Consider the following 24329-nt stretch of genomic DNA (forward strand, 5'->3'; position numbering starts at 1 on the left):
ATATTATGTCAAAAGTTGATGAGATCACAAGAGAATCATGGATTATGAGCACGTTTCCGGAATGGGGAACCTGGTTAAATGAAGAGATTGAAGAGGAAGAAGTAAAGCCCGGAACCGTGGCGATGTGGTGGCTTGGATGTACGGGACTTTGGGTAAAAACGCCCGGGGACTGCAACATCAGCATTGATTTCTGGTGCGGAAAAGGAAAACAGACGAAGAAGGTCAAAGATATGGTGGCAGGACACCAGATGGCCAATATGTGTGGATGCAGAAAGCTTCAGCCGAATCTGCGCGCTTCCGTTTTTGTGATGGACCCGTTTGCGGTTAAGAAAGTGGACGCTGTTTTGGCAACTCATTACCACCAGGATCATATGGACCCTAACTATGCGGCCGCAGTTCTGCGGAACGTGGAAGAGAAGATTCCGTTTATCGGACCTAAAAAATCAGTGGAGACCTGGCTGAAATGGGGCGTGCCTGAGGACCGGTGCGTGACCGTAAAACCTGGGGATACCATCAAGATTAAAGACTTGGAAATCGTGGTGCTGGATTCCTTTGACCGGACCTGCCTTGTGACCACAGACGGATATCAGGACATCAGGCATACCTGTCCGGATGATATGGATGAAAAAGCGGTTAACTACCTGATTAAAACGCCCGGCGGCAATATTTACCACAGCGGCGACAGCCATTATTCCATCTATTTTGCAAAACACGGCAAGGACTATGATATTGACGTGGCGCTGGGATCTTACGGCGAGAATCCGGTAGGGCTGGCGGATAAGATGACTTCCGTGGACATTTTAAGAATGGCGGAAGCGCTGAGATGCAAGGTTGTGATCCCGGTTCATTACGACGTATGGACCAACTTTATGGCGGATTTAAATGAGATCAAAGTGCTGTATGAGATGAAGAAAGACCGTCTGGACTATAAATTCCATCCGTTTTTCTGGGAAGTGGGCGGAAAATATGTTTACCCGACCGATAAGGATAAGACGGCATACCACCATGACAGAGGCTTTCACGACTGCTTTGATCATGAACCGAACACCCCGTTCCGTTCCATTTTATAAAAGCGGAAACAGGGCAGAGAATAAGAGGGAATTATGAAGCTGAAAAAAATCAATACCTATGAATTAGAAAAATGTTATTCGATCGCCCCCCTTTCCTATCAGGGAAAGCAGCATATTCTGGTTGCGGCGGAAAAGATCAATAAATGTCTCCTTTTTGACCTGTACGGCAATCCGGAAGAAACCATCTGGGACGGGCCGGGAGGAACCATGTCCATGGTGCAGGTTCCCGGAAGCGACGGCTGTTTTCTGGCAACCCAGAAATTCTATTCGCCCAACGATTCCAAAGAGGCCGAGATCGTTTTAGTTTCCCCGGCGGGAAAGGATGACTGGAAGGTTCAGACCATTGCTAAACTGCCGTTTGTACACCGGTTTGATATCCTTTCCAGAAATGGAATCCATTATCTGATCGCCTGCACTCTGAAATCGGGCCATGAATATAAGGACGACTGGTCGTCCCCCGGAAAGATCTGGGGCTGCCGTCTGCCTGACGGGATCGGCGGTTATGAGGAAGGACGGCTGCTGGAATTTACCTGTATAAAAGATGGTCTTCTTAAAAATCACGGCTACTGCAGATGCGGAGGCGCAGATGACGGATATGGGCTTATCTCGGCGGATAACGGAATCTTCCGCGTAACACCGCCTGACAGCCCGGAGGATCATTGGCGGATTGAGCAGCTGACAAAGGAACCGGCCAGCGATGTGGCGGCTGTAGATTTTGACGGGGACGGAGAGGCGGAGCTGATTACCATCGCACCGTTTCACGGGGAAGAGATCAAGATATATCATTTGGAAGACGGAATGTATCAGGAGACATACCGGTATGAGCGGCCTGCCGAATTCGGCCACGCCATCTGGGCAGGAACCATCTATGATAAGCCTGCGGCTGTTATCGGCTATAGGAAAGGAAAGCGGGAGATTCTGGCATTTACATATGAAAATGGTTATCATGCGGACGTATTGGAAACAGACGCGGGCTCTGCCAACGTGATGCGCTATCGGAGAGACGGAGTGGAATGCATGGTTTCAGCCAACAGGGAAATCAATGAAATCGCTTTTTATGAGATAGAACGGAGCTGAGACATTTGGGAATGGAGACAAAAATGAAGGCATATACCCTTGGCTTATATGAAAAGGCTGCGCCGCCGGAACTTGGCTGGAAAGAAAAACTTCAGGCGGCCAAAGACGCCGGCTATGATTTTATAGAGATCAGTATAGATGAAACGGATGAAAAATTAAGCCGTTTGGATATGGGAAAAGAAGAGCGGCTGGATATGGTGAAGGCTATGTATGAAACAGGGATTCCCATCCGTTCCATGTGTTTGAGCGGCCACCGTAAGTATCCATTTGGCAGCAAAGATCCTGAAACGGTGAAAAAGAGTATGGAAATCATGGAAAAAGCCATACAGCTGGCCGACGATCTGGGTATACGGATGATCATGCTGGCCGGATATGACGTGTATTATGAGGAATCGGACGAGGAGACAAGGGCCCGTTTTTCTGAAAATCTGGATAAAGCGGTAAAAATGGCGGCCCGCCAGGGGATTCTTCTGGCGTTCGAAACCATGGAAACTGATTTTATGAACACGGTGGGAAAATCCATGGATCATGTGAAACAGATAAAATCCCCGTATCTTCAGGTATATCCTGATATCGGAAATACCACCAATGCGGCTTATACCTATAAAACGGATGTATTTGACGATTTGAGAACCGGATCGGGCCATCTTGTAGCCATGCATTTGAAAGAGACGTGTCCGGGAAAATTCCGGGATATGATGTATGGAGACGGATATGTGGATTTTCAGCAGGCCATCGATACCGCATGGAATCTGGGGGTGCGCCGGTATGTGACCGAATTCTGGTATCATGGCAGCGAACGGTGGAGAGAAGATCTGGTGTACGCCCATGACAGCATGGCGCGGATTTTAGACAAGGAGAGATAAAAGGATGCTGGAAGAATTAAAAAAACTGGTATACGAAGCCAATATGCTTCTGCCGGAATACGGGCTGGTCACCTTTACCTGGGGAAATGCCAGCCAGATAGACCGGGAGTCCGGGCTGGTTGTGATAAAACCAAGCGGGGTGGAATATAAGACCATGGACCCCGAAGATATGGTGGTAGTGGATCTGAACGGAACCGTGGTGGAAGGCAGTTTAAACCCTTCTTCCGATACGGCCACCCATCTTGAACTGTACAAAGCATTTCCCCAGATCGGGGGAATCGTGCACACCCATTCCTCCTGGGCGACCAGCTGGGCGCAGGCCGGAAGAAGCATTCCCTGCTACGGCACCACCCATGCGGATTATATATACGGTGAGGTGCCCTGCGTCAGATGCCTGACGCAGGAAGAGATTGAAGGCGCATATGAGAAGAATACCGGACTTTTGATCGCCGATTATTTTAAGGACAAAGATGTGAAAGCGGTACCGGCCGTGCTGTGCAAAAACCATGGGCCGTTTACCTGGGGAAAAGACGCCGCCGAGGCGGTTCACAATGCCGTAGTTCTGGAAGAAGTGGCCAAAATGGCCGCCAGATGTGAACTGATAAAACCGGATGTAAAACCGGCTCCCCAGGCGCTTCAGGATAAACATTACAGCCGGAAACACGGTGCCAATGCCTATTATGGACAGGCCGGCAAGTAAAAAAAGATGAAAAAACCTGGCAACTTCTTCCGATCTATTGTATTATAGATGTAATAGATTTAAGGTGATACCCTTGCAATCGTAGGAAGGAGGGAGCATATGAATGGTTACTGGACCTGCAGCGGCCGCTATGTGGGCGTCTGCCAGAATGGTTATTTGGTTTCATACAATGGTCATATAATCGGGAAATTCTACGGTCATGAGATCTATAATGCCGATGGAAAGTACATAGGTGAAATATTAAAAGAAAAAAGACTGGTGAAAAACAGGAATAAGTCAATCCAGCGGCGTCCCATGTTCAGCAGGGGAATCTGCGGTACGATTACAACGAAGTATTGTGATATCGGCAGTTTGCCGCTGGTTGGCAATTTTGAAGATTTTGACTATTGAGAGGTTTTAGCAGTTTGTGGAATCGTCAGCCGCACCGTATTTTTAAAATACGGAATGCTTTCAAAGGTGATGGCCACCGTTCCATAATAAGCGCTCAGGCGCTGGTAGATATTATTCAGGCCAACATGTTGTTTCCGTCCGCTTTCCGGGTGTTCCGGGTGCAGGGCGGAATTTGCTTTTTCTATATCAATTCCCCTTCCGTTGTCGGAAACTTCCAAGATAATTTGATCCTCTTCCCTGTGCACGCCGATCTCGATGGCGGGCATCAGAATATTTTCATAGCAGCTGACATCCACGTCAAAACCGTGGCGGATGGAATTTTCCACCAGGGGCTGTAGAATGGATTTCAGCACGTAGAGATTTTCGAGCTCCGGGTCGATGGTGTATTTGAAATCGATTTTTCGGTTAAAACGCTGGTTCATGATGTCGATATAGGCCTTTACATGGGTGAATTCCTTGGTTATGGGGATCACTTCATTGCCGTAGCTGAGGCCGATCCTCAAAAAATCCCCTAAGCTTGTTATCATGGAAGAAGCGGTCTCTTTATGCCCTCCCAGAATTTCCATATTGATGCATTCCAGCGTATTGTATAGAAAATGCGGGTTGATCTGTTCCGATAAAAGCTGGATTTCGGAACGGTATTTGGCCCGTTCACTCTGTTTGATCCGCTGAAACTGCTGTTGGATGGTGGTGTACATGGAATTGATGGCCTGGTTTAAGTGGCCGATCTCGTCCTGATATTTCATCTGGTGCGGGGTGTTGTAATTGTTGTTTTCGATGGCCTGCACATTGGAAATCAACTGCTTAAAAGGCTTTGTGACAAAGCGGGACAGCATAAATGACAGCAGGGTTGCGATTGCCAGTCCGGCAAATGCGATCAGGAGTATGAATGCGTTCATCTTGGTGATCCTCTGGTGCAGCAGGGTTTTCGGCAGAATGCTGACCAGCTTCAGACCGCAGAAATCCAGGGCTTTTCCATAGAGACTGTAATCGTTATTGTCATATAAAAATTGGGCGTCGTCGTCATCCCCCTCTTTGCTGACGCGCATTTGGGTTTCTTCGGAGGATGCCAGCTGGTAATAGGGCGAAGAATCGTCCAAACTGATATTTTGACCGTTCCGGTCCGCCAGGTACAGAGTCCGCTTGGCATAAGAGGAATCGGAAAGCGCCAGACGCTGCGCAACGCTTTTGCTGTCCAGCATCAGCACAATGCATACGTCGGCGTTGTCAAAATTGTCCGCGATATGGAGATACCGGGTGCCGGCCAATTGTGAGATGGGGATGATCACCGGAATAATGTAGTTATTCTTAATAAATGGGCTACGCCGGATCGGAAGCCAGGTAATGCCGTCCACAGAGGAAAGGTCCCAGCCGAACAGGCCGGAGGGATTTTCCTCTTTTTTTAATGTGTTTGTGAACAGGGAATAGAATTCGCCGTTCTTACCCAGGATGATTATGGTGTCCAGAATCGGATTGGTAAGGGTGAGGTTGGACATGGGCGTCTGGATCAGGGCTGTATTCCGCGCGTATTTTTGGGTGTCGCCGGTACGGGTATCCTCTACAATATTGGAAAAATCGGCTGTGGACGCGAAATTGATCACATTATCCAACAGGATATTAAAGGAATCCGTAAGGGACTGGCTGCCGATCTGAAGGGAATCCGCAGTCTGGTTATAGGTGTCTTCCTGATACAGCCTGGCGAAATACCAGCTGCTCAAAAGGCCGAGAAACAAAGCCAGAACCAGCCCTATGGTGAGCATGCACAGCCATATTTTCGATGAAATCTTTAAATTTGCGACGTATGTTTTTATCCGTTTCATATTGAACTCCTAAACGATCTCAATGCTTGGTCTGGTACTCGGACGGCGTCATTCCCGTGTGATTTTTAAATGCCCGGTAAAAGGAACGGTAGTCGTCGTATCCCACCGCATAGGATATTTCGCTGATATTTGCCTGGCCTGATTCCAGAAGGTATTTTGCATGTTCCATCTTCACGTTGAGAACGTAGTCCCTGAAATTCGTTCCCGTTTTCGCTTTGAAATAGATGGTGAAGTAAGAGGTGCTCAGGTTCACATGGGCGGCCACATCTTCCGCCTGTATTTTTTTATCCATGTTGTCCTGAATGAACTGTTTGGCATCCAGGATTATGCTGTCCTTCCGGTCTTGAAGGTATTGGCCGATCAGCTCCGAATACTGGGAAAACAGATCGGTTGTCCACTGTTCAATCTGGCGGAGGGTGGACATCTGGTTGATGGTTACATAGGGAAGCTCCGTAAACAGATTGATATCGCTCTGCACCTGTTTGCGCAGGGTATTCTGAACATCCGTTATCAGGTAAATGCTCATTCCCCTGATAAAACTGGGCGGCGGCATGGGCACATAGAGCAGGGAATTAAAATAATTCCGGCAGTAGGACCGGATATTGTCCGTATCGTTGCGGCGGATGGCGCTGATTAACTCGCTGTTGTCAATGCTGTTGGTGGATATGGTGGGCGGCAGGTTGCAGATCACCGACTCGTCGTAAATATCCTGTTCTCCTTCATAAATCTGATAGGAAAGAGCCGTGAGCGCATTGCCGTAGGAACGGTAGGCGTTTATCAGCTCATTCTCTTTCGAACCGATGCCGATGGTGATCCGGTAACCGTTTAAGCGTTTGAAATGTTCCAGGCAGGCGCCTGCCAGTTTTGATACTGTGTCCGGTTCCGGACCGTCGTCTGTATGCACGAACAGGATGACCTGGGTGGGATTTAACTCCCAAACCGCATACCGTAAAGCTCCTGCGTCTTCACTGATGATCTCCTGGATTTCGGAAGTGATATCAGGGACTGCCTGTTCCGCCCTCTGCTGAATGGAAAATACCAGAATCTGATAGGGGGAATCCGTCAGCGGCAGGTGGAGCTCCTGCAGTTTTTGGATGATGTCGCTGCTGTGGCGGAATTCGTTTTGTATCAGCTGGTTTAAAAACAGTTTTTTGGAAGAAGTTCGAAGCGACTGGTAATCCGTCAGATCCAGCATGGAGCTGTTGTCTCTCTCTTCCAGAATCTCGTCTCTTAACCCTTCCAGTTCCGCGGTCAATTCATCGATCTTTAAGGGTTTCAGGATGTAAGCGCGGGCTCCGTAGCGGATTGCCGTCTGAGCATAGGAAAAATCGTCAAAACCGCTTAAAATGATGAATTTGGTGGGAAGATTTTCTTCCCTGCATTTTTTAATCAGATCCAGACCGCTGAGCCTGGGCATCCGTATATCGGTGACGGCGATGGCCGGTTTATATGTATGAATCAATTCCCAGGCTTCCATTCCGTCTTTTGCGATGCCAATGACCGACATGTTTAACGTCTCCCAGGGAACTGCCGTATTCAAACCGTTTCTGATCGAAGACTCGTCATCTGCGATCACGACGCGGATCAATTGTCCGTTGTTCATAGTGATGTCCTCCTCTTTATTGTGGATATTGCGCCTTATCACTTTCCGTCAGGCGCTGTTTTAAGTCCATATACCAGTATTTCCCTATGGGCAGAAGTATCCCGTTTGGCAGTGATGCCTGGTAGCGGCATATCCGGCGGATGTACGCGGGGTTTACCAGATAACTCTTATGGATTTGGACGAAGGGCGGCCGTGCCAGTTCTCTTAAAGGCATGCGGCAGGAAAAAACGCCGTTTTTTGTGGTGATCCCGCAGATCTTGTTATCGGCTTTTATGAACAGAACGTCATCTGTCAGCAGATAATGGATGCAGCCGGATAAATCACGCAGCGCCAGTTTCCTGGCTCCTTCCGGATAAGGAAGCTGGTTCTCCAGGAGCGGCTGTTCAAATATCTTGGACTGGGCGGTGTCCGGAGGCATCTTCCTGGCGTGGTTGGCATTGGCATGGAGAAGGCGGAGATTGTCGCCGGTCTGCTTCCATACGAATGTAAAATGTATCCTGGAAGTCAGCCCGGAAGCGTCTGCCGTAAAGCGCCCGTAAGTGACCCACATATGGTGTTCGTGAGACAGAAGCGCATATTCTTCTTCGGTTATGTTCACAGGCAGCTCCTGAATCTCCTCTTTTACGCTTTCCAAAAAGGCCTGGATTCCCTGCATATAAAGTGGTTCAAAGTCTCCGATCCATACGAAATTATCATCCAGCAGTTCTGTGAACGGACGAATCTGTTTGCGTATGAACATATGAATGGCCTCGCGGGTTTTTTTCAGAACCTCCTGGTTTGTATAATGGCGGTATTTCATAATATTCCCCCGTTTGTCTAAACTGATGACTCCATTATAACTGATATCCTGGTGTCCTGCAATTGAACATTTTCCTTTTTGCGAATAAAAATTGCTGTTTGCGATATTTATTGCTTTACAGGTGGAAAAGAGATAAAATAATGTTAATAACAGCAGTTCTTCATGAAATGATTAGATGATGCTGCATCTTTAGGCTTGCTTGTGCGGCATTATCAAAAAGGAGGAATTATTCATGGATGAAAAACAGGAAAGATGCGGCAATAAGAGCCTGGTAGAAGGAACTGGAACGATAGAAGAAATTAAAATACTGAAGTCAGAGAATGCGCGGCTGAACAAATTGGCACAGCAGGACGCTTTAACCGGATTATTGAACAGGAGAGCTATTGAAACTCAGGTAGATGAGATGCTTAAACATTATGATTCCGGAGTGTTCTTAATGATGGATGTGGACGAATTTAAGTACATAAACGATAAGTATGGCCATTTGGCCGGAGACCGGACTTTGATGGAGCTGGCCAATATCATGAAGCAGTGTTTTTTTAAGAAAGACCTGCTTGGGCGCATGGGCGGTGACGAATTTGCGGTGTTTCTGCCGGGCGCGCATAATGAGAACATGGTGGAGAGCAAAGTGGAGCATCTGAATGACCGGTTTGCCCAGATGGGCCGACGGCTGGGGATTGGCGGCCAGATCCGCATTACAGTTGGCGCGGAATTTTTGCGGGAGGGTGATAGTTTTCATACGCTGTACGAGCGGGCGGACACCGCTATGAGGTTTGGAAAGAGTGATTGGAGAAAGTCTCTGCATTTCTATAAGCCCGACATGAAGGCGTGCGGCGCCGACAGCGGGTCCAGGAGAGTTCACCCGGCTGCTTCAAGCGATATTAACTATATCGGCTGTCAGATCAGGGAGAGTAATCCTGTAAAGGGAGCATACTGCCAGGATTACAATACGTTCATAGCTATTTACCGTTTTCTGGAACGGGGACTGGAGAGGACCGGATTAAGGGTTCATATGATTCTGCTGTCCCTGACCGACCAGTGCGGCACGTTTGTTGCCCTGGATGACCGGGAATTTTTGATGGAAAAACTCAGGGAAAGTCTTTGCGGCTCTCTGCGTGCCAGCGATATCTATACCCAATACAGCAGCTGCCAATTTCTTGCCATGCTTCCGGGCGCTGCCCGGGAGAATATGAGCGTTGTTACAGCCCGTATACAAAATTCTTTCCGGATACGGGTTCCAGACAGGGAGGATCTGGTTTTATCTTTCAGCTTTTATCCTCTGCAGCCCACGGCTGCCGGATTCCATCCGTCGGAATTGAAGAATGGATGAAGAATTAATTTTTCTGATCTCTCTTTGAATCTGATAAAAACAGGAATTTTCTTCCCCAAAGGGCGGAAAGTCCCTGTTTTTTGGCGTTCGTCATTATCGCTGTCATCAAAAGACAGATTTGGTATTTGGTGAAAGTATACCACTGGTATGCGTTTGGATTAGATGAAATTATGCATATTAATGGAAAATGCAACATTTGTATTGAAAAGTGTCATTATTTATTACTAAAAATCATGGTAAAGTTAATTCATCAAGCAAACAAAGCTTTAATACAAGGAGGAAAGGTATGAAGAAAAAAATTGTAAGTATGATGCTGGCAGGAGCTATGGCTGTTTCATTGGCAGGCTGCGGCGGCGGAGCCGATAAAGCCACAACAGCAGCACCGGCACAGGGGAGTACAGGAGCTGAACAAAGCGGGGAAAAGGCCCAGACAACAGAAGCTAAAAAAGAGGAGTCCGGCGAAAAGACAGTGATCACCGTATGGACAATGGACCGTCATGATTCTGAATATGTGGAATCCAAGATTGAAGAATTCAATGCGAATAACGATAAAGGAATCGAGATTTCTTTAAATGTAATCACAGACGACTATCCTAACATGATGGCTCTTGCATATTCTTCAGGAACTGCTCCTGATATCGCAGGAATCGGCGGAGCGACAAGCGGTTTCGACTTAAAGACATTCGTGGAAGCGGGAATCATTGATCCGTTAAACGATTACATAACAGATCCGGAATTTGAGAAAGTGACAGAGGCCAGCACCCTTCAGTTCGAAGGAATCAACATGATCGACGGCAATGTTTACTGGATTCCGACCGGTATGAGAAGCGGTACCAGAATTGAATACAATAAAGAGTTAGTTGAAAAAGCGGGCTACACAGAATTCCCAGATACATTAGATGGCGTTGTGGAGCTGGCTGACAAGATTACAAAAGACGGCAACGGAGTTTCTTACGGCGTAGGATTTACTTCTGCTGTTCCATTTAACAGGTGGCTGGAAGGTACTGCTGAAACCAGCGGAATCTACCGTTATGACTATAAGACAGGTACATTTAACTTTGATGGCTACAAACCGGTTATCGAAACAGCCAACAAATTCTTCCAGAACGGAAGCGTATTCCCGGGTTCAACCACACAGGGCGTAGATGCCATGAGAGCTCAGTTCGTAGAGGGAACCTTCGGTATTTGGGGCAACGCATCTCAGGAAGCAGGCGTATTTACATCTCAGTTCCCGATCGACAAATTCGAGTGGGGCGTTGCAGAAGTTCCTTCTCTTGACGGAACAAGAAAGGGCGCACAGACCATTCAGCCTCAGAAGGGCTATATGATGTTCTCTTCCAGCAAAAACAAAGAAAAAGCTTGGGAAGTTATCAAATACTTCAGCAGCGAAGAGTTCTTAAAGGGATATCTGGAAGCAGGTTTATACCTTCCAATCTCTACCTATATGGACAAGACAATCGACAAAACAAAAACAGGACGTCTTGCTGACTTCCAGTTAACCGATTATGAAAGCGTTTATCCTGCAGTTCCGGCAATTTCTCTGGAAGGCGACGACTACGGCACAGTTATCTGGAGAGCAATCATGGGCGATATCAGCGCAGACGATGCAATCGCAGATCTGAACAAACGCTATAACGACGCTCTTGAAAATGATATTAAATTAGGCAAGATCAAACGTGTTGTTATCAAAGATTTCGATCCTCTTCATCCCGGTGAAGGAACCATCGAATACACTGAATAATTAATGGTGTAAATGTAATAAAAAGTGAGTAGTGCAGGAGGTGCTGCAAATTGACTGGCATAAGTCTTGCAGCACCTTTACTTTGCCGCAACGGCGGCGGATTGTGAGGTAAGTATGGAAAATAAAAGTAAACTCAGTTTTTCGGAAAAGGTTGCGAAGGCAAGGAACAGAGGGGATTTTGCCGCATTCTTTATGATGCTTCCCTCCGTCTTCCTGCTGATTACGATGTCCGTTTATCCGTTTTTCTGGCTGTTCCGTTATGTATGTTATGATTACAACGGATTTAAAGCCTATTTTACAGGTTCCAGAAACTTTATGCGTATGCTGAGCGATGAAACGTTCTGGAGAAGCGTACTTCATACATTTGAGTATGCGGGAATGAAATTGATTATTATTGTTCCGTTATCCCTGCTTCTGGCCGTTCTTTTGAACCAGAAACTGACGGGAACCGGAATTTTCCGTGGAATTTATTTTATGCCTACTGTTATCAGTGCGGCCATCTACAGCTTGATTTTTGGATTTATTTTTGCAGTTTACAACGGTGTTTTAAATGCTTCCCTTCAAAAAATCGGCGTGATCAGCGCTCCGATCGACTGGCTTGGAAGCGCCAGCATAGTTATGATTTCCATTGTTATCGTGGCCGTCTGGGGCGGTTTTGGTAACTATATGATTTTGTTTATTTCAGGAATGACAAGTATTCCTGAGGAGATATATGAGAGCAGCAAGATTGACGGAGCAAACGGAGTGCAGACATTTTTCGGAATCACTCTTCCGATGCTGAGCCCGGTATTGAAAGTAATTCTTATGCTTGCTATCACCAATGCATTTAAAGATTATCAGTCCATCCTGGTATTGACGGACGGCGGACCGAATAACCGTTCTCATGTTATGTTCTCTTACATATACAAATTGATCTTCGGTTCCAGCACCACGCCGCAGATCGGATATGCGACCATGCTGAGTATCGTGGCGGCATTGATAATTGGTATTATTACCGCCGTTTACATGTTTGTAGCCAGAAAACTTGATGATGTGATTTAGGAGGGGCGTTATGGAAAAAAGTCATACCGTATATTCAACACAAACTAAAATTGTCCGCGCGCTGCTGGTTTTATTTCTGATCCTCATCGCGGCGCTCACCTTGTATCCGCTGATTTATATCGTATTCGGATCGTTTAAGGAAAATGCGGAACTGCTCAGGGGTGGTACGAAACTGCTTCCTGAAAAATTTATTCTCGATAACTACAAAGAAGCATGGCACAAAGCCAACTTTGCAAGATATACATTTAACAGTATAATGATCAGTGTGGGCGTTATGGTTGTGACATTGATCGCCACCAGCATGGCGGGCTATGTATTTGCCAGAAAGAATTTCAGGGGAAAAGAGCTTCTTTACAGCCTTTTCGTTGCATTTATGTTTGTCAATGTGGGCAGCGTTACGTTAAGACCTCTGTTCGAACTGGCCGTTAAGGTGAAGATGAACACTTCCTTAATCAGCGTTATCCTGATAGCGGCAGGTACCGGCCAGGCTACCTATATCTTCCTGGTAAGAGGATTTATGAACACGATTTCCAAAGAGCTGGATGATGCGGCCAAGATCGACGGCTGTACATTTTTCCAGATCTATTATAAAGTAATTCTGCCGCTGTTAAAGCCGATACTGGCAACAACCGGACTGTTATCCTTCCGCGCAGGCTGGAATGAGTACATCATGCCGTTGGTATTTACCATGTCCAATGAAAAGATGCGCCCTCTGACCGTCGGAGTTACCATGTTAAAGAACAGCGGAGACGGAACCGCGGCCTGGAACCTGATGTTCGCCGGAGCCACCATTTCCATCATCCCGATTGTTGTAATCTACATCTTTACCAGCAAACAGTTTATGAGCGGTATGACAGCCGGAGCAGTTAAGGGATAATAAGCGCGCCGTCCATAATTAATTAAGAAGCCGCGGATGCGGCGGAATAAGAGGAATGTATGAAGACAAGTCAATTAAATTCAGAAGGTTTTATCATGAGGTACCTGATCTCAGGTCTGAAAGAGGAAGATTTTAAGGATAATACAGTTGATGACAACCAGCTCCGCTATGAAAAATATCTTCGTTCCATCATCACGGAAAAACAGGATAAGAAGCCGGACGGAGATGTTAAGCTGGGAGAAAACAGCAGTCTGGGGCTTCCGTGGAAGTATTATTATAATTATGAAAACTGGTTTGTGGATTTGAGCACATTTTATTCCGTTTTAACGAAAGTGGCAATGGATGCCTGTACTCAGCTGACAGCTCAGGAGGATATGGACGTAAAAGCGGTGGTTTGGTCTTATTCTTCCGTGGATATATGGTGCAATGACGCCCATGTGTGCAGCATGGTGCCGCCTGTTTATAAACCAATCAGAAAGCAGGAGGTGACTCTGAAACTGAAAAAGGGCGTGAACCAGCTCTATATCAGGCTTCAGACCCTGGGCGTCCGGGATACCAGAACCTTATTCGGCATTCAGATTCTGGAAAATAGAGACCGCATCACTGTCTCTCTGCCGGATTCCGGTCATACGGACGACGTGGATGCCTGTGCGGACTGGCTGTCCTCTGCGGTAATAAAGGACGGAAGCGTTCATTTTAACGGCCCGGCTCCAAAGGGAACCACTTTGGGCTATGATTCGTTAAGCCCTGATTTCGGAGAGGTTAAGACAAAGGTGGTCCGTCACGACATCAGCGGCATTTCCAGCGAAAAACTGGAGGAAGGCCGTCCGTATATCGTCGTGGAATGTACGGTAAACGGACAGAAACTGAGCCGCCAGATGGAGGATATCGGACAGATACTTCCTAAGAATCCGGTGGAGCTGGATTTTGAAAAGAATAAGCAGGTGATCTTTAAGCGGACGGCCGCTGTGGAATCGCTGAGCAGGGGCGGAAAGTTCGGTTTTTCCATCTCTAATATATTAGCAAGAAAGGTGACTGGGCTTACAACTCCAAAAGACAGGGAGCTGTTTTTGGAAACCTTATCTCAGATTGAAAAGCGCTTTGACTGCTCGGATTTCCTGGTGTGCGGCCTTGTCCGCTACCTGAAAAATTATGAGCTGGACGAAGAATTAAAGGAGCGGGTGAAGGACGTTCTGCTCCATTACCGCTTCTGGATGGATCAGGAAGGCTCGGACGCCATGTGCTTCTGGAGTGAAAACCATTCTCTGATGTTTTACGTATCGGCCATGAATGCGGGAGAACTTTATCCGGACGAATATTTCACCCGCGCCCATATGACCGGTAAGGAACTGTATGAAACCGGTAAAAAACGGGTGGAACAGTGGCTGGACGATGTAGAAACCCACGGATTTGAGGAATTTTTGAGCACGGTCTATATGTGCGTCACATTTGCAGGTCTGTTAAATGCCATCGATTACACCACGGAAGGGATTTCCGCCAGAGCGGCAAAGGTGACGGACCGTCTGCTGGGCATGCTGGCAATGCATACCTATAAAGGCTCTATCATCGCTCCTATGGGACGGGTGTACCGCCAGGTTATCTATCCATTCCTTCAGGGAGCCCAGGCGCTTATGAATCTGGTAAATCCAGAGGTGCCTTATTCTTACGGCGAGGGATGGCTGGCATTTTACGCCACAAGCAAATATAAGATTCCGGACGGATTAATCGAAAAGATGAGAGAAGGCGTTTCCACGGAATATGAGACTGGAAATGCCATGATACGGCTGGAAAAGAATGATGATTTCTGCATGACCTCCGTACAGTCCCCAAGATTGGACGACGGATTTAAGAGGTGGACTAATCTGACCTTAATCGAAGAGACGGAACCGGTGGATAAAAAGACCCATGAATATACAAAATCCCTGAATGAACGGTTCCACGGAACCACCTGCTTTGAACCGGGCGTCTATGGATATCAGCAGCATATGTGGAGCGCGGCTTTAGACGGTCAGGCCCAGGTGTTTACAAACCATCCGGGCGGTACCTGCGATTCCAGCCAGATGCGCCCCGGATATTGGTTCGGCAACGGCGTGATGCCGGCGATCCGCCAGGAAAAAGGCGTGCTGGGAGCGATCTATGTGATTCCTGAGGAACACCCGATCCATTTCACCCATGCGTTCTGGCCGGGCGTGAAATTCGACCGTTCGGAAGCAAAGGAGCATTGGCTGTTCGGACAAAAGGACGGCGGATATCTGGCTCTCTGGTGCAGTGAGCCGATGAAAGTCCATCAGGATCAGGTATTCGACTGTGAGTACAGAAGCTATGGGGATGAGATCGCTTACTGCTGTATCGGAGCGGGAAAGAGCGATTACCCGGATTTGGAGGCGTTTGAAGACTGGTGCAGGAAGAATGAGCCGGTATATGATAAGGCGAAGAAAGAGCTGAAGGCAGGAGAACTGCGGATCGCTTATGAAAAACGGGAAGATGTGACCCAGTATATTTAAATATGCGGTTTGCGCGGCATTTGGATGCGCGCAAAAGAAGGAACCAGGAAGTGCGGCAGCACTTCCTGGTTCCTTCTTTTGTGGCGGGTATCTATGAACGTGCATAACTGTCTATTTGATAAAATTCACATCCACATTCCGAACCAGATTTTCAATCTTATTCTTAGCATTTTTCAAAAGGGCTTTCAACAATTCCGCCTTCTCATCCGTAAAATGCGACTGCAGGACCGATATGCTCAGAGCCGCTATAATTGCGCCGTTTTTGCGTATGGGGACTGCGAAACAGGAGATGTTTGCATTGGATTCCCCTTGCTCAAATGTGACTTGGGAGACCTGAAATTCCTGAAGCTGGCGGTATAACTCGGGAACAGTAGAAACCGTCTGTGAAGTCAGCGGCGGAAGCTGGTCGGGATAGAGGCTTTTCAGCTGATCTAAGGAGTGATCGAGAAGGAGAGCTTTTCCCAGGCTGGTGGCATAGGCCGGCATTCTCGCGCCTACCGTGGTGAAGATCCTGACTCTTTCAGGGGAATCATGGGTGATCAGGTAGAAGATATTCCCGCCGTCCAAAACGGCAAAATGAGAGGTCTCTCCGCATACATTAACCATATTTAAAATAATTTCTGAAATGTCTTTCAGCACATCTGACTGCTTGGCATAAGTCTGTCCCACTTCATAAGCCTTCATTCCAATAAAATAACGCATGCTCTGGCGGTTGTAATACAGATACTTCTGATCCACTAACGTGTGAAGCACCGGAAAAATGCTGCTTTTGGGCGCGCCTATAAAATCTGCCATCTCAGTTAACGTGTATCCCTGTTTATTATAAGCCACGGCTTCCAAAATCTTTAAGACACGAAGGGTAGGACGATGTAATTCTTTATCCAACATATGAAAACTCCTTTACGGCCAATTTGTAATTGTAAAAAAGTTCGTAATAACGAACAATTAAAACATAACATGTTTTTGCCTTGATGTCAAATACAGAGAAAGAAGATTGTGAAAAAACTACAAAAAATAGAAATAATAAAAAGAAATCATGAGCAAAACAGATAAAAAACAATGATGTATTTTATTGACAAGGGAAAATAAGTGTGATATTATCAAATTAAAGTTTGTATATAAGAATAAAAGTTCGGATATTCGAATTGATGGCAATTCGATTATTCGAACAAAAGGAGGGGTAAGATGAGTGCGGAAGAACGGCTGACTGAGTTGGGAATTGAGCTTCCAAAAGCGCCTGTACCGGCGGCGTCCTATGTTCCGTGTGTGCGGACGGGGAATCTGTTGTTTCTGTCAGGCCAGGGGACCATGTATCAGGGAGAGCGCAGATTTCTTGGAAAGCTGGGGAAAGAGGTGTCGGAGGAGGAAGGCTACCAGGCGGCGAGAATCTGCGGTTTGAATCTGCTGGCCCAGCTCAGAAATTATCTGGGGACATTGGAACGGGTGGAGCGGATCGTTCATTTAAAGGGATTTGTGGCCAGCGATCCTGAATTTACAAAACAGGCGGCCGTGATCAACGGGGCGTCGGATCTGATGGAAGAGATATTCGGAGAGGCGGGGAAACACAGCCGCAGCGCCCTTGGAATGGCAGTTCTTCCTGGCAATATAAGCGTGGAAGTGGAACTGATTGCAGAGATAAAGGGGGATGGGCATATCGATGAATAAACGATTAAGAGGAAGTATTCCGGCTATGATAACACCGCTTAATGAAGACGGTTCTTTAGATGAAGGGAGTTTTCGCGGACTGATAAAAAGAGCACTCGATTCGGGCTGCCGGGGAGTGATGATTCTGGGGTCCTGCGGTGAAGGGGTTGTCGTAGACCGGAAAACCTATGAACAGGCGGTGGAGACTGCCAGGGATGAAACACTGGATAAGGGGATTTTAATTGTCTCTACCGGAGCCGCGTCTGTGCAGACGGTGAAGGAGAATATTAAAACCGCCGGCAGACATCATGCGGATTACGTGCTCAACATTCCGCCCATGTATTTTGATGAAACACAGGAAGCGCTGAAAGATTATTTTGTGCGCCTGGCGGAATATTCCCAGCTGCCCACGATGATCTATAATATCCCGTCAGTGACCAAGAATAACGTTGGGGTTCAGACTCTGACGGATTTGAGCGCCCATGAGAATATCGTGGGGCTGAAGGACAGCAGCGGCAATCACATCACATTTCAGCGAGTGGTTCATGAAACGAAGGAAAATGATTTCAGCGTATTTGTGGGAAGGGCGCCGCTTATCTGCGCATCCCTGCAGATGGGAGCGGCGGGCTCCATGTCACCGATTCCCAATTTGGATCCAAAACTGGATTTGGACATCCACCGCTATTTAAAGGAAGGAAAAGTCCAAAAGGCCATAGATCTGCAGATCAGGATCAGCAAGATCACCGGGCTGTTTGCCTATAAGAATATGTCAATTAATGTGAATTTAAAGGGGCTTTTGTCGGCGCTCGGCTTCTGCCGCCCCTATACGGCCGGATTTGACCCGGTGCTTTCAGAAAATGAATGTATGTTATTAAAGGAAAAGTACATGGAAATTATTCAATAAAAGCAGGAGGAAAATGATGAAAAAATCAAGTATGTTATGTATGGCTTTGGCGGTATCGGCAGTTTTAATATCAGGATGCGGTTCGAAACCGGCACCGGCACCAACTCAGGCGCCTGCGCCTGCTGAAACAAAAGCAGAACAGAAAAAAGAAGAGCAGACAAAAGAAGAGCAGACAAAAGAAGAGCAGACAAAAAAGGAAGAGACAACTGCGATGAGCGAAGCTGCAAAAGAAGAAAAGGCACTGCCGGACGGATATCCGAAAAAGCCGATTAAGATCATCGTTCCGTGGGATGCGGGTGGCGGTACGGATGTATTTGTCAGAACGATGGCAACCGGAGCGGAAAAATACTTAGGACAGCCGCTCAATATTGTAAACCGGGGCGGAGCAGGCGGAACCATCGCCACTACGGAATTTTTGAAAGAAAAGGGCGACGGATACAGCGTTATTTTCGAAGCTATCGGGGTATTTTCTACTCAGCCTAAGATGAACAGCGTAACGTATAAGGCGGAGGATTTTAAGCCGATTATCGGAACCACAGTGGACCCGATTATGCTGGTGACCACAACCCAGACAGGAATCAAGACATTTGAAGAATTTGAAGAGTATGCGAAGAACAATACCGTTAACTTTGGTTTTACAGGCACAGGCTCTCTTCATCAGGTGGCCAATTATGCGCTGTTCGGTGAGTTAGGCGCGGATGTGAACGGGATCAATTATACCGGCGGCGGCGAGCTTTTGGCGGCTATGATGGGAAATCATGTTCAGTTTGGTTCCCTGCATCCGGTTAACATCATGTCGTATGAGGATGCGGATACATTTGTTCCGCTGCTGGTATTCTCTAACGAGCGCATTTCCCAGTATCCCGATGTGCCTACGGCCAAGGAGATGGGATATAATTTCGATTTTGAGGTTTGGAAATTCATAGCGGCTCCTAAGGATACACCGGACGAGATCATCGATTATCTGTACGACGGATTTAATAAGATTCTTTCTGACCCGGAGGTCAAAAATCTTCTGGAAGAGGGCGGATCGGAGATGATGGATCATAACACGCCGAAGGACGTGGAAGAAAAGCTGATGAACAACGTTGAACAGACCGGCAAGCTGCTGGATGAACTGGGGCTGAGCCAGAATTAGCCTAAATGGAGAAGAATATGAAGATAAATACTAATTTGTGTACCGGAATACTCTTTCTGGTTTTAGGAACGGCTGCTCTATTCATCATCCCTGCGCAAATTCCTGCAGGGCATAATGATTATGGCCCCAGACTGTTTCCCTATATAGTTTCCGTGATTATGATCCTCTCCAGCCTGGGGGTTTTGGCGGAGGAATGGCTGCGAAACAGGAAAAAGCAGAAAAAGGATTATTTTGAAGTGGACGCGTTTGAACTAAAACGGGTCGGGCTTATGTTTTTAATCATGACCGTATACATATTTTTGATCGAACCGTTGGGATTTGTGCTGTCATCCACATTATTTGTCTGCGCAATCCTGGTGTTTTTCAAATCTAAAAAGCCGGTTTATTATATTGTGTGCGTCGCTTTGGTGGCTGCAATTTATTATGGATTCAGAATCTTTTTGAAGGTGTATCTGCCTTGAGGAGGAGACGGTATACTTTAAAACTTTAGGAGGTATGATATGGAACAATTTATTCAAGCGCTGACTGTTTCCTTTTCAGTCCAGAATATACTGTTCATGAATCTTGGGGTGGCGATAGGTATTATATTCGGAGCTTTGCCGGGGCTGTCGGGCGGCGTTGCCATTGTTCTGTTTATGCCATTTACATTTTATTTAGAGCCGATTGTGAGTTTGTCATGGCTTTTGGGAATGTACTGCGGCGGCACTTACGGGGGATCGGTCACTGCGATTCTCATCAATACGCCCGGTACGGCCGCATCCGCAGCCACGGCTATGGACGGCTTCGCCTTGGCGAAAAAAGGAAGGCCCAGAAAGGCGCTTATGATGGCTTTGACGGCTTCCTGCATCGGAGGAATTGTCAGCACATTTACGCTGATCTTTGTTTCGCCGCTTTTATCTAAGATTGCTCTGAAATTTGGGCCTGCGGAGTATTTTTCACTGGCGATTTTCGGCTTGTCCATCATCTCCGGGGTGAGCGGGAAGAGCATCTTTAAAGGGCTTTTGATGGGCTGTCTGGGCATGTTTGTAATCATGATCGGCATGGACCCTATGGATGGAATCCAAAGGCTGACCTTCGGCAATCTGTATCTGGCAGGCGGTATTGATATGATACCGGCTTTGATCGGACTGTTCGCCCTTTCAGAGATGTTTAACAAGGCCAAAGGGATTGAAAAAATTGATGTGGACGCCGATCTTTCTTCCAAGGAAGACCGGCTGACCCTGGCAGATATGAAACGGTGTATGGCTACAATTCTCAAATCCAGCGGAATCGGAACGATCATCGGGGCGATTCCCGGAACAGGGGCGGCCATCGCATCCTTCATCTCTTATAATGAAGCGAAACGCGTTTCCAAACATCCGGAGGAATTTGGCAGCGGCTCAATTGAAGGGATTGCGGCTTCTGAAGCGGGCAACAACGGCGTGACAGGATCTACGCTCATTCCGCTGCTTTCCCTGGGCGTTCCCGGAGATATGGTTACTGCGATTCTGGTAGGAGCGTTTTTGATGCAGGGACTGACGCCGGGGCCTACGCTGTTTAAAAACAACATGGATCTCATTTACGGCATTATGATCTCTTTGCTGGTGATCAATATCTTCATGTATATTCAGGGACGGTATTTTGTTAAACTATTTGCCCAAGTGAACCGGATTCCCATGCAGGCCATGATACCGGTCTTGTTCGTGCTGTGTGTGGTGGGAGTGTTTGTGGCGAATAACTCCATGTTTGACGTGAAGATTATCCTTGTTTTCGGCGCGCTGGCCTATGTGGCGGGAAAGCTGAAACTGCCGGTTACCCCTCTGCTTTTGGGGATCGTGCTGGGGCCTATGGCGGAGCAGAACTGCAGAAGGGCGCTGGCTTTATCCAAAGGAAGCTGTCTGATCTTCTTCCAGAAACCGATCAGTCTCTTCTTTATTATATTAGTGGTGATTACGATTGTCATGTTTGTGGTTAAAAACCGGAAGGAAAGCAAATGATAAATTTATCGACGCCATATCCATGGCTGGATATGGACATTGTGGAACGAAACATTGAACGCATGGCCCAGGGGCTGAGGCAGGAAAATATCAGCTACCGTCCCCACATCAAAACCCATAAATCCGTGGAGTTGGCCAGGCTGCAGCTGAGCATGGGGGCAAAGGGAATCACCTGCGCCAAGATTTCGGAAGCTGCCGTTATGGCGAAAGCGGGAATCAAGGACATCCTGGTTGCATACCCGCTGGTGGGCCGGGACAAGATGGAACGCTTAGGGAAGTTGATGGACATAGCGGATGTCACGGTAACTGCCGACAATGAAATCAGCGCCGCCCAGTTAAATGAGCTGGGCGGAAAGCTGGGAAAAAAGATCAAGGTTCTCATAGAGATCGGAGCCCAGAACCAAAGGGGCGGGATATTCGAAGATGATAAATTGATCGAATTTGCCGAAAAACTAACTCAATTGCCCTGGATGGATTTCAAAGGAATTTTCACTTATGTGGGGCTGAGGCCGGATCTGAAGGGGCCGGGAAAATTAGAAGCGTTTGCAATAGAAGAAGCGGAGTTGTTTGCTCATAAGAAAAAAGTGTTGGAGGATAACGGATACAAGGTGGAGATTGTCTCCGGCGGCAGCAGCGCCACATCTATCTATGCCCGGCACCATGGGGTGATTACGGAATCCAGGGCGGGCAGCTGTGTGTTTAACGATATGAATGCGGTGAACTTACATATGGCGGAGTTAAAGGACTGTGCGCTGAAGATCAGAGCTACGGTTGTCAGCACGCCAAAGCCCGGGCTGGCAACCATCGATGCTGGCAGCAAATCCCTTTCTTCGGATACGAAGCCGGGACAGGGATTTGGCTATCTGGACGGATTCCCGGAAGTGGAGCTTTATAAATTAAATGAGGAGCACGGATATCTGAGGTTTGATGAGGAAAAGGTGAAATTTACGGTGGGGCAGCAGGTGGATGTTATTCCCAATCACGCCTGTGTGATCGGCAACCTTCATGATGATTATTTTGCATTCCGCAATGGAGAATTTGAAAAGGTGATCCACGTGGACGCGAGAGGAAAGAATTATTAAGGAAAGGCAGGAAACTATGTACCAATATTTGTTTCAGCAGGCATTTGTGATCGACGGTACGGGACAAAAGGGCAGAATCGCGGATGTGGCGGTTGAAGACGGGCGGATCGTTAAAATCGCTTCTGAGATTAAAGAGGATGCGGTCGAGATAATTCCGCTGAAGGGGAATGTATTGTGCCCCGGGTTTATCGATGTGCATTCCCATTCCGATATTTCTTTATTATATGAGAATAATCCGGGCAGCAAGATATTTCAGGGGATTACGACTGAGGTGATCGGAAACTGCGGATTTTCCCCATTTCCATTGATTCAGGAAACGGAGTGGTTAAAACAGAGAAGGGCGTCATTGGCGTTTATCGATGTAGAACAGGTACCGTGGGATTGGGCGGATTTCGGAGCTTATAAGGAAAAGATGGAAACTGCCGGGCCAAATGTGAATCTGCTTCCCTTGGTGGGGCATGGCAGCATACGGGCGGTGGTGATGGGATATGACAATAAAAGGGCGTCCGCCGCCCAGCTGGAGCAGATGTGCGGTATATTGGAGGAGCATTTGAAAGCGGGGGCGGCCGGAATCTCAACCGGTTTAGGTTATCCGCCTGATTTCTACGGGGATGAGGAGGAACTTACAGCTCTTGCGAAGGTCATTGCGAAATATGGCCGCATTTTCACATTTCACATCAGGGGGGAGCGGGCGACGCTTTTTAAGGCGGTAGAGGAAGTGATTTCTATCGGCAGAAACAGCAAAGCGAAAGTCCACATCTCCCATCTCAAATGCGCCGGGGTGCACAATATGGGAAGAAGCGGGGAATTGCTGAAGATCATCGATGATGCGGTGGAAGAAGGCGTCGATCTGTCCTTTGATCTCTATCCTTATACGGCAGGTAGTTCCTACCTCGGCCTTTTATTTCCTCCGGCATTTCACGAGGGAGGGATGGCTGAACTGGTGAGACGGCTGAATGATCCCCAAGAGAGGAATGAGATCATCAGGCAGATGGAGGAAGGAACGGCCGGATGGAGCACATTTATCGGAGAACATCAGGGAGAAAACCTGATGATTACCAGCGTTGCCGTGCATAAAGAGTGTATCGGCAGACGGATTTCCGAAATAGCCCGTGATTGGAATTGTTCCCCATCCGAGGCGGCCTGCAGGCTGATGGTTGATGAAAATGGTCGTGGGGAGATGGTCATGTTCCTGACGACGGAAGAGGATATGAACCGGATCGCCTCGCATGAGCGGTGCTTATATGGGACGGACGGGCTGGCGATGGGAGGGACAAAACCTCTGATCCGACAGATGCCCCATCCCAGGTATTATGGAAGCTTCCCTGTTTTGTGGGAACGGTATGTAAACGGCGGACTGATGTCTGCGGAGCAGCTGATACATAAGACGACGGAGGCTGCGGCGAAACGGTTTGGTTTGGCGGAGCGGGGCGCTGTGAAGGAAGGATTTTGGGCTGACTTGGCTGTGATTGGGCCCGAGGGGCTGAAAGCGGCTGGGAATTATGAAAGGCCGTGCATGTTTTCGGAAGGGATTCGGTATTTGATGGTGAATGGGGTTTTAGAAATACGGGACGGAAGACGATGCGGGGACACCGGAGGAAGAATATTAAAGTCACACTGAATTGTTATTTAACGGGGGTGGCGAAAGGGTACGCCCGGAATCGGGATTCGGAGCCGGGAGACGAAGGTCGGAGGGGCCGTCCGGGCCGGGGAAGGAAGATGCAGCCAGATCGGATTCGGGATTCGCCCCTAAGAACAACTAAGGCC

The 24329-nt window shown here is 47.6% G+C and carries 22 protein-coding genes; 18 read left to right on the forward strand and 4 right to left on the reverse strand.

The features are described 5' to 3' along the window. Nucleotides 1–5: 5 nt before the first annotated feature. The 5 genes from ulaG (at nucleotide 6) to C0033_RS25695 (ending at nucleotide 4103) form a co-directional block, all read left to right on the forward strand. The gene (gene ulaG / locus C0033_RS25675; protein WP_103230707.1) at nucleotides 6–1070 is read left to right on the forward strand and encodes an L-ascorbate 6-phosphate lactonase; all 1065 of its coding nucleotides are present in this window, start codon (nucleotides 6–8) and stop codon (nucleotides 1068–1070) included. 33 nt (nucleotides 1071–1103) lie between these two features. Then, the gene (locus C0033_RS25680; protein ID WP_103230708.1) at nucleotides 1104–2147 is read left to right on the forward strand and encodes an FG-GAP repeat protein; all 1044 of its coding nucleotides are present in this window, start codon (nucleotides 1104–1106) and stop codon (nucleotides 2145–2147) included. 23 nt (nucleotides 2148–2170) lie between these two features. Beyond that, nucleotides 2171–3013, forward strand: a complete 843-nt coding sequence (locus tag C0033_RS25685; protein WP_103230709.1) for an L-ribulose-5-phosphate 3-epimerase — start codon at nucleotides 2171–2173, stop codon at nucleotides 3011–3013. 4 nt (nucleotides 3014–3017) lie between these two features. Further along, a complete protein-coding gene (locus tag C0033_RS25690; protein ID WP_103230710.1) occupies nucleotides 3018–3713 on the forward strand; it encodes an L-ribulose-5-phosphate 4-epimerase in 696 nt (231 codons plus the stop codon). A gap of 99 nt (nucleotides 3714–3812) precedes the next feature. Then, nucleotides 3813–4103 carry a hypothetical protein gene (locus C0033_RS25695; protein ID WP_103230711.1) on the forward strand — a complete coding sequence of 97 codons (291 nt, stop codon included), beginning with the start codon at nucleotides 3813–3815 and terminating at the stop codon, nucleotides 4101–4103. On the opposite strand, the gene C0033_RS25700 is transcribed toward C0033_RS25695, so the two are convergent. Genes C0033_RS25700 through C0033_RS25710 form a run of 3 tightly spaced genes read right to left on the reverse strand, consistent with a single transcriptional unit; the run spans nucleotide 4097 to nucleotide 8325 of the window. Next, nucleotides 4097–5923 carry a sensor histidine kinase gene (locus C0033_RS25700; protein ID WP_103230712.1) on the reverse strand — a complete coding sequence of 609 codons (1827 nt, stop codon included), beginning with the start codon at nucleotides 5921–5923 and terminating at the stop codon, nucleotides 4097–4099. The genes C0033_RS25695 and C0033_RS25700 overlap by 7 nt on opposite strands. Before the next feature lie 19 nt (nucleotides 5924–5942). Beyond that, nucleotides 5943–7526, reverse strand: coding sequence for a response regulator (locus tag C0033_RS25705; RefSeq protein ID WP_103230713.1), 1584 nt, complete (start codon nucleotides 7524–7526; stop codon nucleotides 5943–5945). Nucleotides 7527–7542: 16 nt separating this feature from the next. Beyond that, on the reverse strand, nucleotides 7543–8325 hold the full coding sequence (locus C0033_RS25710; protein WP_103230714.1) for a LytTR family transcriptional regulator DNA-binding domain-containing protein: 783 nt from the start codon (nucleotides 8323–8325) through the stop codon (nucleotides 7543–7545). Nucleotides 8326–8557: 232 nt separating this feature from the next. Between C0033_RS25710 and C0033_RS25715 the strand changes: the two genes are divergently transcribed. From C0033_RS25715 to C0033_RS25740, 5 genes are all read left to right on the forward strand, one after another. Continuing rightward, nucleotides 8558–9655 carry a GGDEF domain-containing protein gene (locus C0033_RS25715; RefSeq protein WP_103230715.1) on the forward strand — a complete coding sequence of 366 codons (1098 nt, stop codon included), beginning with the start codon at nucleotides 8558–8560 and terminating at the stop codon, nucleotides 9653–9655. A gap of 286 nt (nucleotides 9656–9941) precedes the next feature. Further along, nucleotides 9942–11396 carry an extracellular solute-binding protein gene (locus tag C0033_RS25725; RefSeq protein ID WP_103230717.1) on the forward strand — a complete coding sequence of 485 codons (1455 nt, stop codon included), beginning with the start codon at nucleotides 9942–9944 and terminating at the stop codon, nucleotides 11394–11396. Between the two features lie 114 nt (nucleotides 11397–11510). After that, nucleotides 11511–12437, forward strand: a complete 927-nt coding sequence (locus C0033_RS25730) for a sugar ABC transporter permease (RefSeq protein WP_103230728.1) — start codon at nucleotides 11511–11513, stop codon at nucleotides 12435–12437. 10 nt (nucleotides 12438–12447) lie between these two features. After that, a complete protein-coding gene (locus tag C0033_RS25735; RefSeq protein WP_103230718.1) occupies nucleotides 12448–13314 on the forward strand; it encodes a carbohydrate ABC transporter permease in 867 nt (288 codons plus the stop codon). Nucleotides 13315–13373: 59 nt separating this feature from the next. Further along, the gene (locus C0033_RS25740; protein ID WP_103230719.1) at nucleotides 13374–15818 is read left to right on the forward strand and encodes a hypothetical protein; all 2445 of its coding nucleotides are present in this window, start codon (nucleotides 13374–13376) and stop codon (nucleotides 15816–15818) included. Between the two features lie 111 nt (nucleotides 15819–15929). Here C0033_RS25740 and C0033_RS25745 read toward each other — a convergent pair whose 3' ends face one another. After that, nucleotides 15930–16706 carry an IclR family transcriptional regulator gene (locus C0033_RS25745; protein ID WP_103230720.1) on the reverse strand — a complete coding sequence of 259 codons (777 nt, stop codon included), beginning with the start codon at nucleotides 16704–16706 and terminating at the stop codon, nucleotides 15930–15932. Nucleotides 16707–17003: 297 nt separating this feature from the next. Here C0033_RS25745 and C0033_RS25750 point away from each other — a divergent pair, with 297 nt between their 5' ends. From C0033_RS25750 to C0033_RS27275, 8 genes are read left to right on the forward strand one after another with little or no spacing between them, the layout of a single operon-like run. After that, the gene (locus C0033_RS25750; RefSeq protein WP_103230721.1) at nucleotides 17004–17483 is read left to right on the forward strand and encodes a RidA family protein; all 480 of its coding nucleotides are present in this window, start codon (nucleotides 17004–17006) and stop codon (nucleotides 17481–17483) included. Further along, entirely contained in the window at nucleotides 17476–18366 is an 891-nt protein-coding gene (locus C0033_RS25755; RefSeq protein ID WP_180994901.1) for a dihydrodipicolinate synthase family protein, read from the forward strand. The genes C0033_RS25750 and C0033_RS25755 overlap by 8 nt, the downstream gene beginning before the upstream one ends. Nucleotides 18367–18382: 16 nt before the next feature. Then, nucleotides 18383–19504: a tripartite tricarboxylate transporter substrate binding protein gene (locus tag C0033_RS25760; protein ID WP_180994902.1), complete on the forward strand. Its 1122-nt coding sequence runs from the start codon at nucleotides 18383–18385 to the stop codon at nucleotides 19502–19504. Between the two features lie 17 nt (nucleotides 19505–19521). Further along, nucleotides 19522–19965 carry a tripartite tricarboxylate transporter TctB family protein gene (locus C0033_RS25765; protein WP_180994903.1) on the forward strand — a complete coding sequence of 148 codons (444 nt, stop codon included), beginning with the start codon at nucleotides 19522–19524 and terminating at the stop codon, nucleotides 19963–19965. Nucleotides 19966–20004: 39 nt separating this feature from the next. Beyond that, nucleotides 20005–21480 (forward strand): tripartite tricarboxylate transporter permease, encoded by a 1476-nt coding sequence (locus tag C0033_RS25770; RefSeq protein WP_103230725.1) that lies wholly within the window; start codon nucleotides 20005–20007, stop codon nucleotides 21478–21480. Continuing rightward, complete coding sequence (locus tag C0033_RS25775) at nucleotides 21477–22562, forward strand: alanine racemase (protein WP_207656895.1); 1086 nt, start codon at nucleotides 21477–21479, stop codon at nucleotides 22560–22562. The genes C0033_RS25770 and C0033_RS25775 overlap by 4 nt, the downstream gene beginning before the upstream one ends. A gap of 16 nt (nucleotides 22563–22578) precedes the next feature. Then, entirely contained in the window at nucleotides 22579–24183 is a 1605-nt protein-coding gene (locus C0033_RS25780; RefSeq protein ID WP_103230726.1) for a D-aminoacylase, read from the forward strand. A 1-nt stretch (nucleotide 24184) separates the two neighbouring features. Then, nucleotides 24185–24325 carry a hypothetical protein gene (locus C0033_RS27275; protein WP_180994904.1) on the forward strand — a complete coding sequence of 47 codons (141 nt, stop codon included), beginning with the start codon at nucleotides 24185–24187 and terminating at the stop codon, nucleotides 24323–24325. Nucleotides 24326–24329: the final 4 nt, after the last annotated feature.

Origin of the sequence: Clostridium sp. chh4-2 (assembly GCF_002899675.1) — a bacterium.
In the GTDB taxonomy this organism is placed as follows: Bacteria; Bacillota; Clostridia; order Lachnospirales; family Lachnospiraceae; genus CHH4-2.

Coding starts and splice junctions, on each gene's coding strand:
- C0033_RS25760 (WP_180994902.1), top strand. CDS start 18,383: ATGAAAAAATCAAGTATGTTATGTATGGCTTTGGCGGTATCGGCAGTT.
- C0033_RS25725 (WP_103230717.1), top strand. CDS start 9,942: ATGAAGAAAAAAATTGTAAGTATGATGCTGGCAGGAGCTATGGCTGTT.
- C0033_RS25695 (WP_103230711.1), top strand. CDS start 3,813: ATGAATGGTTACTGGACCTGCAGCGGCCGCTATGTGGGCGTCTGCCAG.
- C0033_RS25685 (WP_103230709.1), top strand. CDS start 2,171: ATGAAGGCATATACCCTTGGCTTATATGAAAAGGCTGCGCCGCCGGAA.
- C0033_RS25735 (WP_103230718.1), top strand. CDS start 12,448: ATGGAAAAAAGTCATACCGTATATTCAACACAAACTAAAATTGTCCGC.
- C0033_RS25715 (WP_103230715.1), top strand. CDS start 8,558: ATGGATGAAAAACAGGAAAGATGCGGCAATAAGAGCCTGGTAGAAGGA.
- C0033_RS25690 (WP_103230710.1), top strand. CDS start 3,018: ATGCTGGAAGAATTAAAAAAACTGGTATACGAAGCCAATATGCTTCTG.
- C0033_RS25700 (WP_103230712.1), bottom strand. CDS start 5,923: ATGAAACGGATAAAAACATACGTCGCAAATTTAAAGATTTCATCGAAA.
- C0033_RS25755 (WP_180994901.1), top strand. CDS start 17,476: ATGAATAAACGATTAAGAGGAAGTATTCCGGCTATGATAACACCGCTT.
- C0033_RS25770 (WP_103230725.1), top strand. CDS start 20,005: ATGGAACAATTTATTCAAGCGCTGACTGTTTCCTTTTCAGTCCAGAAT.
- ulaG (WP_103230707.1), top strand. CDS start 6: ATGTCAAAAGTTGATGAGATCACAAGAGAATCATGGATTATGAGCACG.
- C0033_RS25680 (WP_103230708.1), top strand. CDS start 1,104: ATGAAGCTGAAAAAAATCAATACCTATGAATTAGAAAAATGTTATTCG.
- C0033_RS25710 (WP_103230714.1), bottom strand. CDS start 8,325: ATGAAATACCGCCATTATACAAACCAGGAGGTTCTGAAAAAAACCCGC.
- C0033_RS25705 (WP_103230713.1), bottom strand. CDS start 7,526: ATGAACAACGGACAATTGATCCGCGTCGTGATCGCAGATGACGAGTCT.
- C0033_RS25775 (WP_207656895.1), top strand. CDS start 21,477: ATGATAAATTTATCGACGCCATATCCATGGCTGGATATGGACATTGTG.
- C0033_RS25730 (WP_103230728.1), top strand. CDS start 11,511: ATGGAAAATAAAAGTAAACTCAGTTTTTCGGAAAAGGTTGCGAAGGCA.
- C0033_RS25750 (WP_103230721.1), top strand. CDS start 17,004: ATGAGTGCGGAAGAACGGCTGACTGAGTTGGGAATTGAGCTTCCAAAA.
- C0033_RS25780 (WP_103230726.1), top strand. CDS start 22,579: ATGTACCAATATTTGTTTCAGCAGGCATTTGTGATCGACGGTACGGGA.
- C0033_RS25745 (WP_103230720.1), bottom strand. CDS start 16,706: ATGTTGGATAAAGAATTACATCGTCCTACCCTTCGTGTCTTAAAGATT.
- C0033_RS25765 (WP_180994903.1), top strand. CDS start 19,522: ATGAAGATAAATACTAATTTGTGTACCGGAATACTCTTTCTGGTTTTA.
- C0033_RS25740 (WP_103230719.1), top strand. CDS start 13,374: ATGAAGACAAGTCAATTAAATTCAGAAGGTTTTATCATGAGGTACCTG.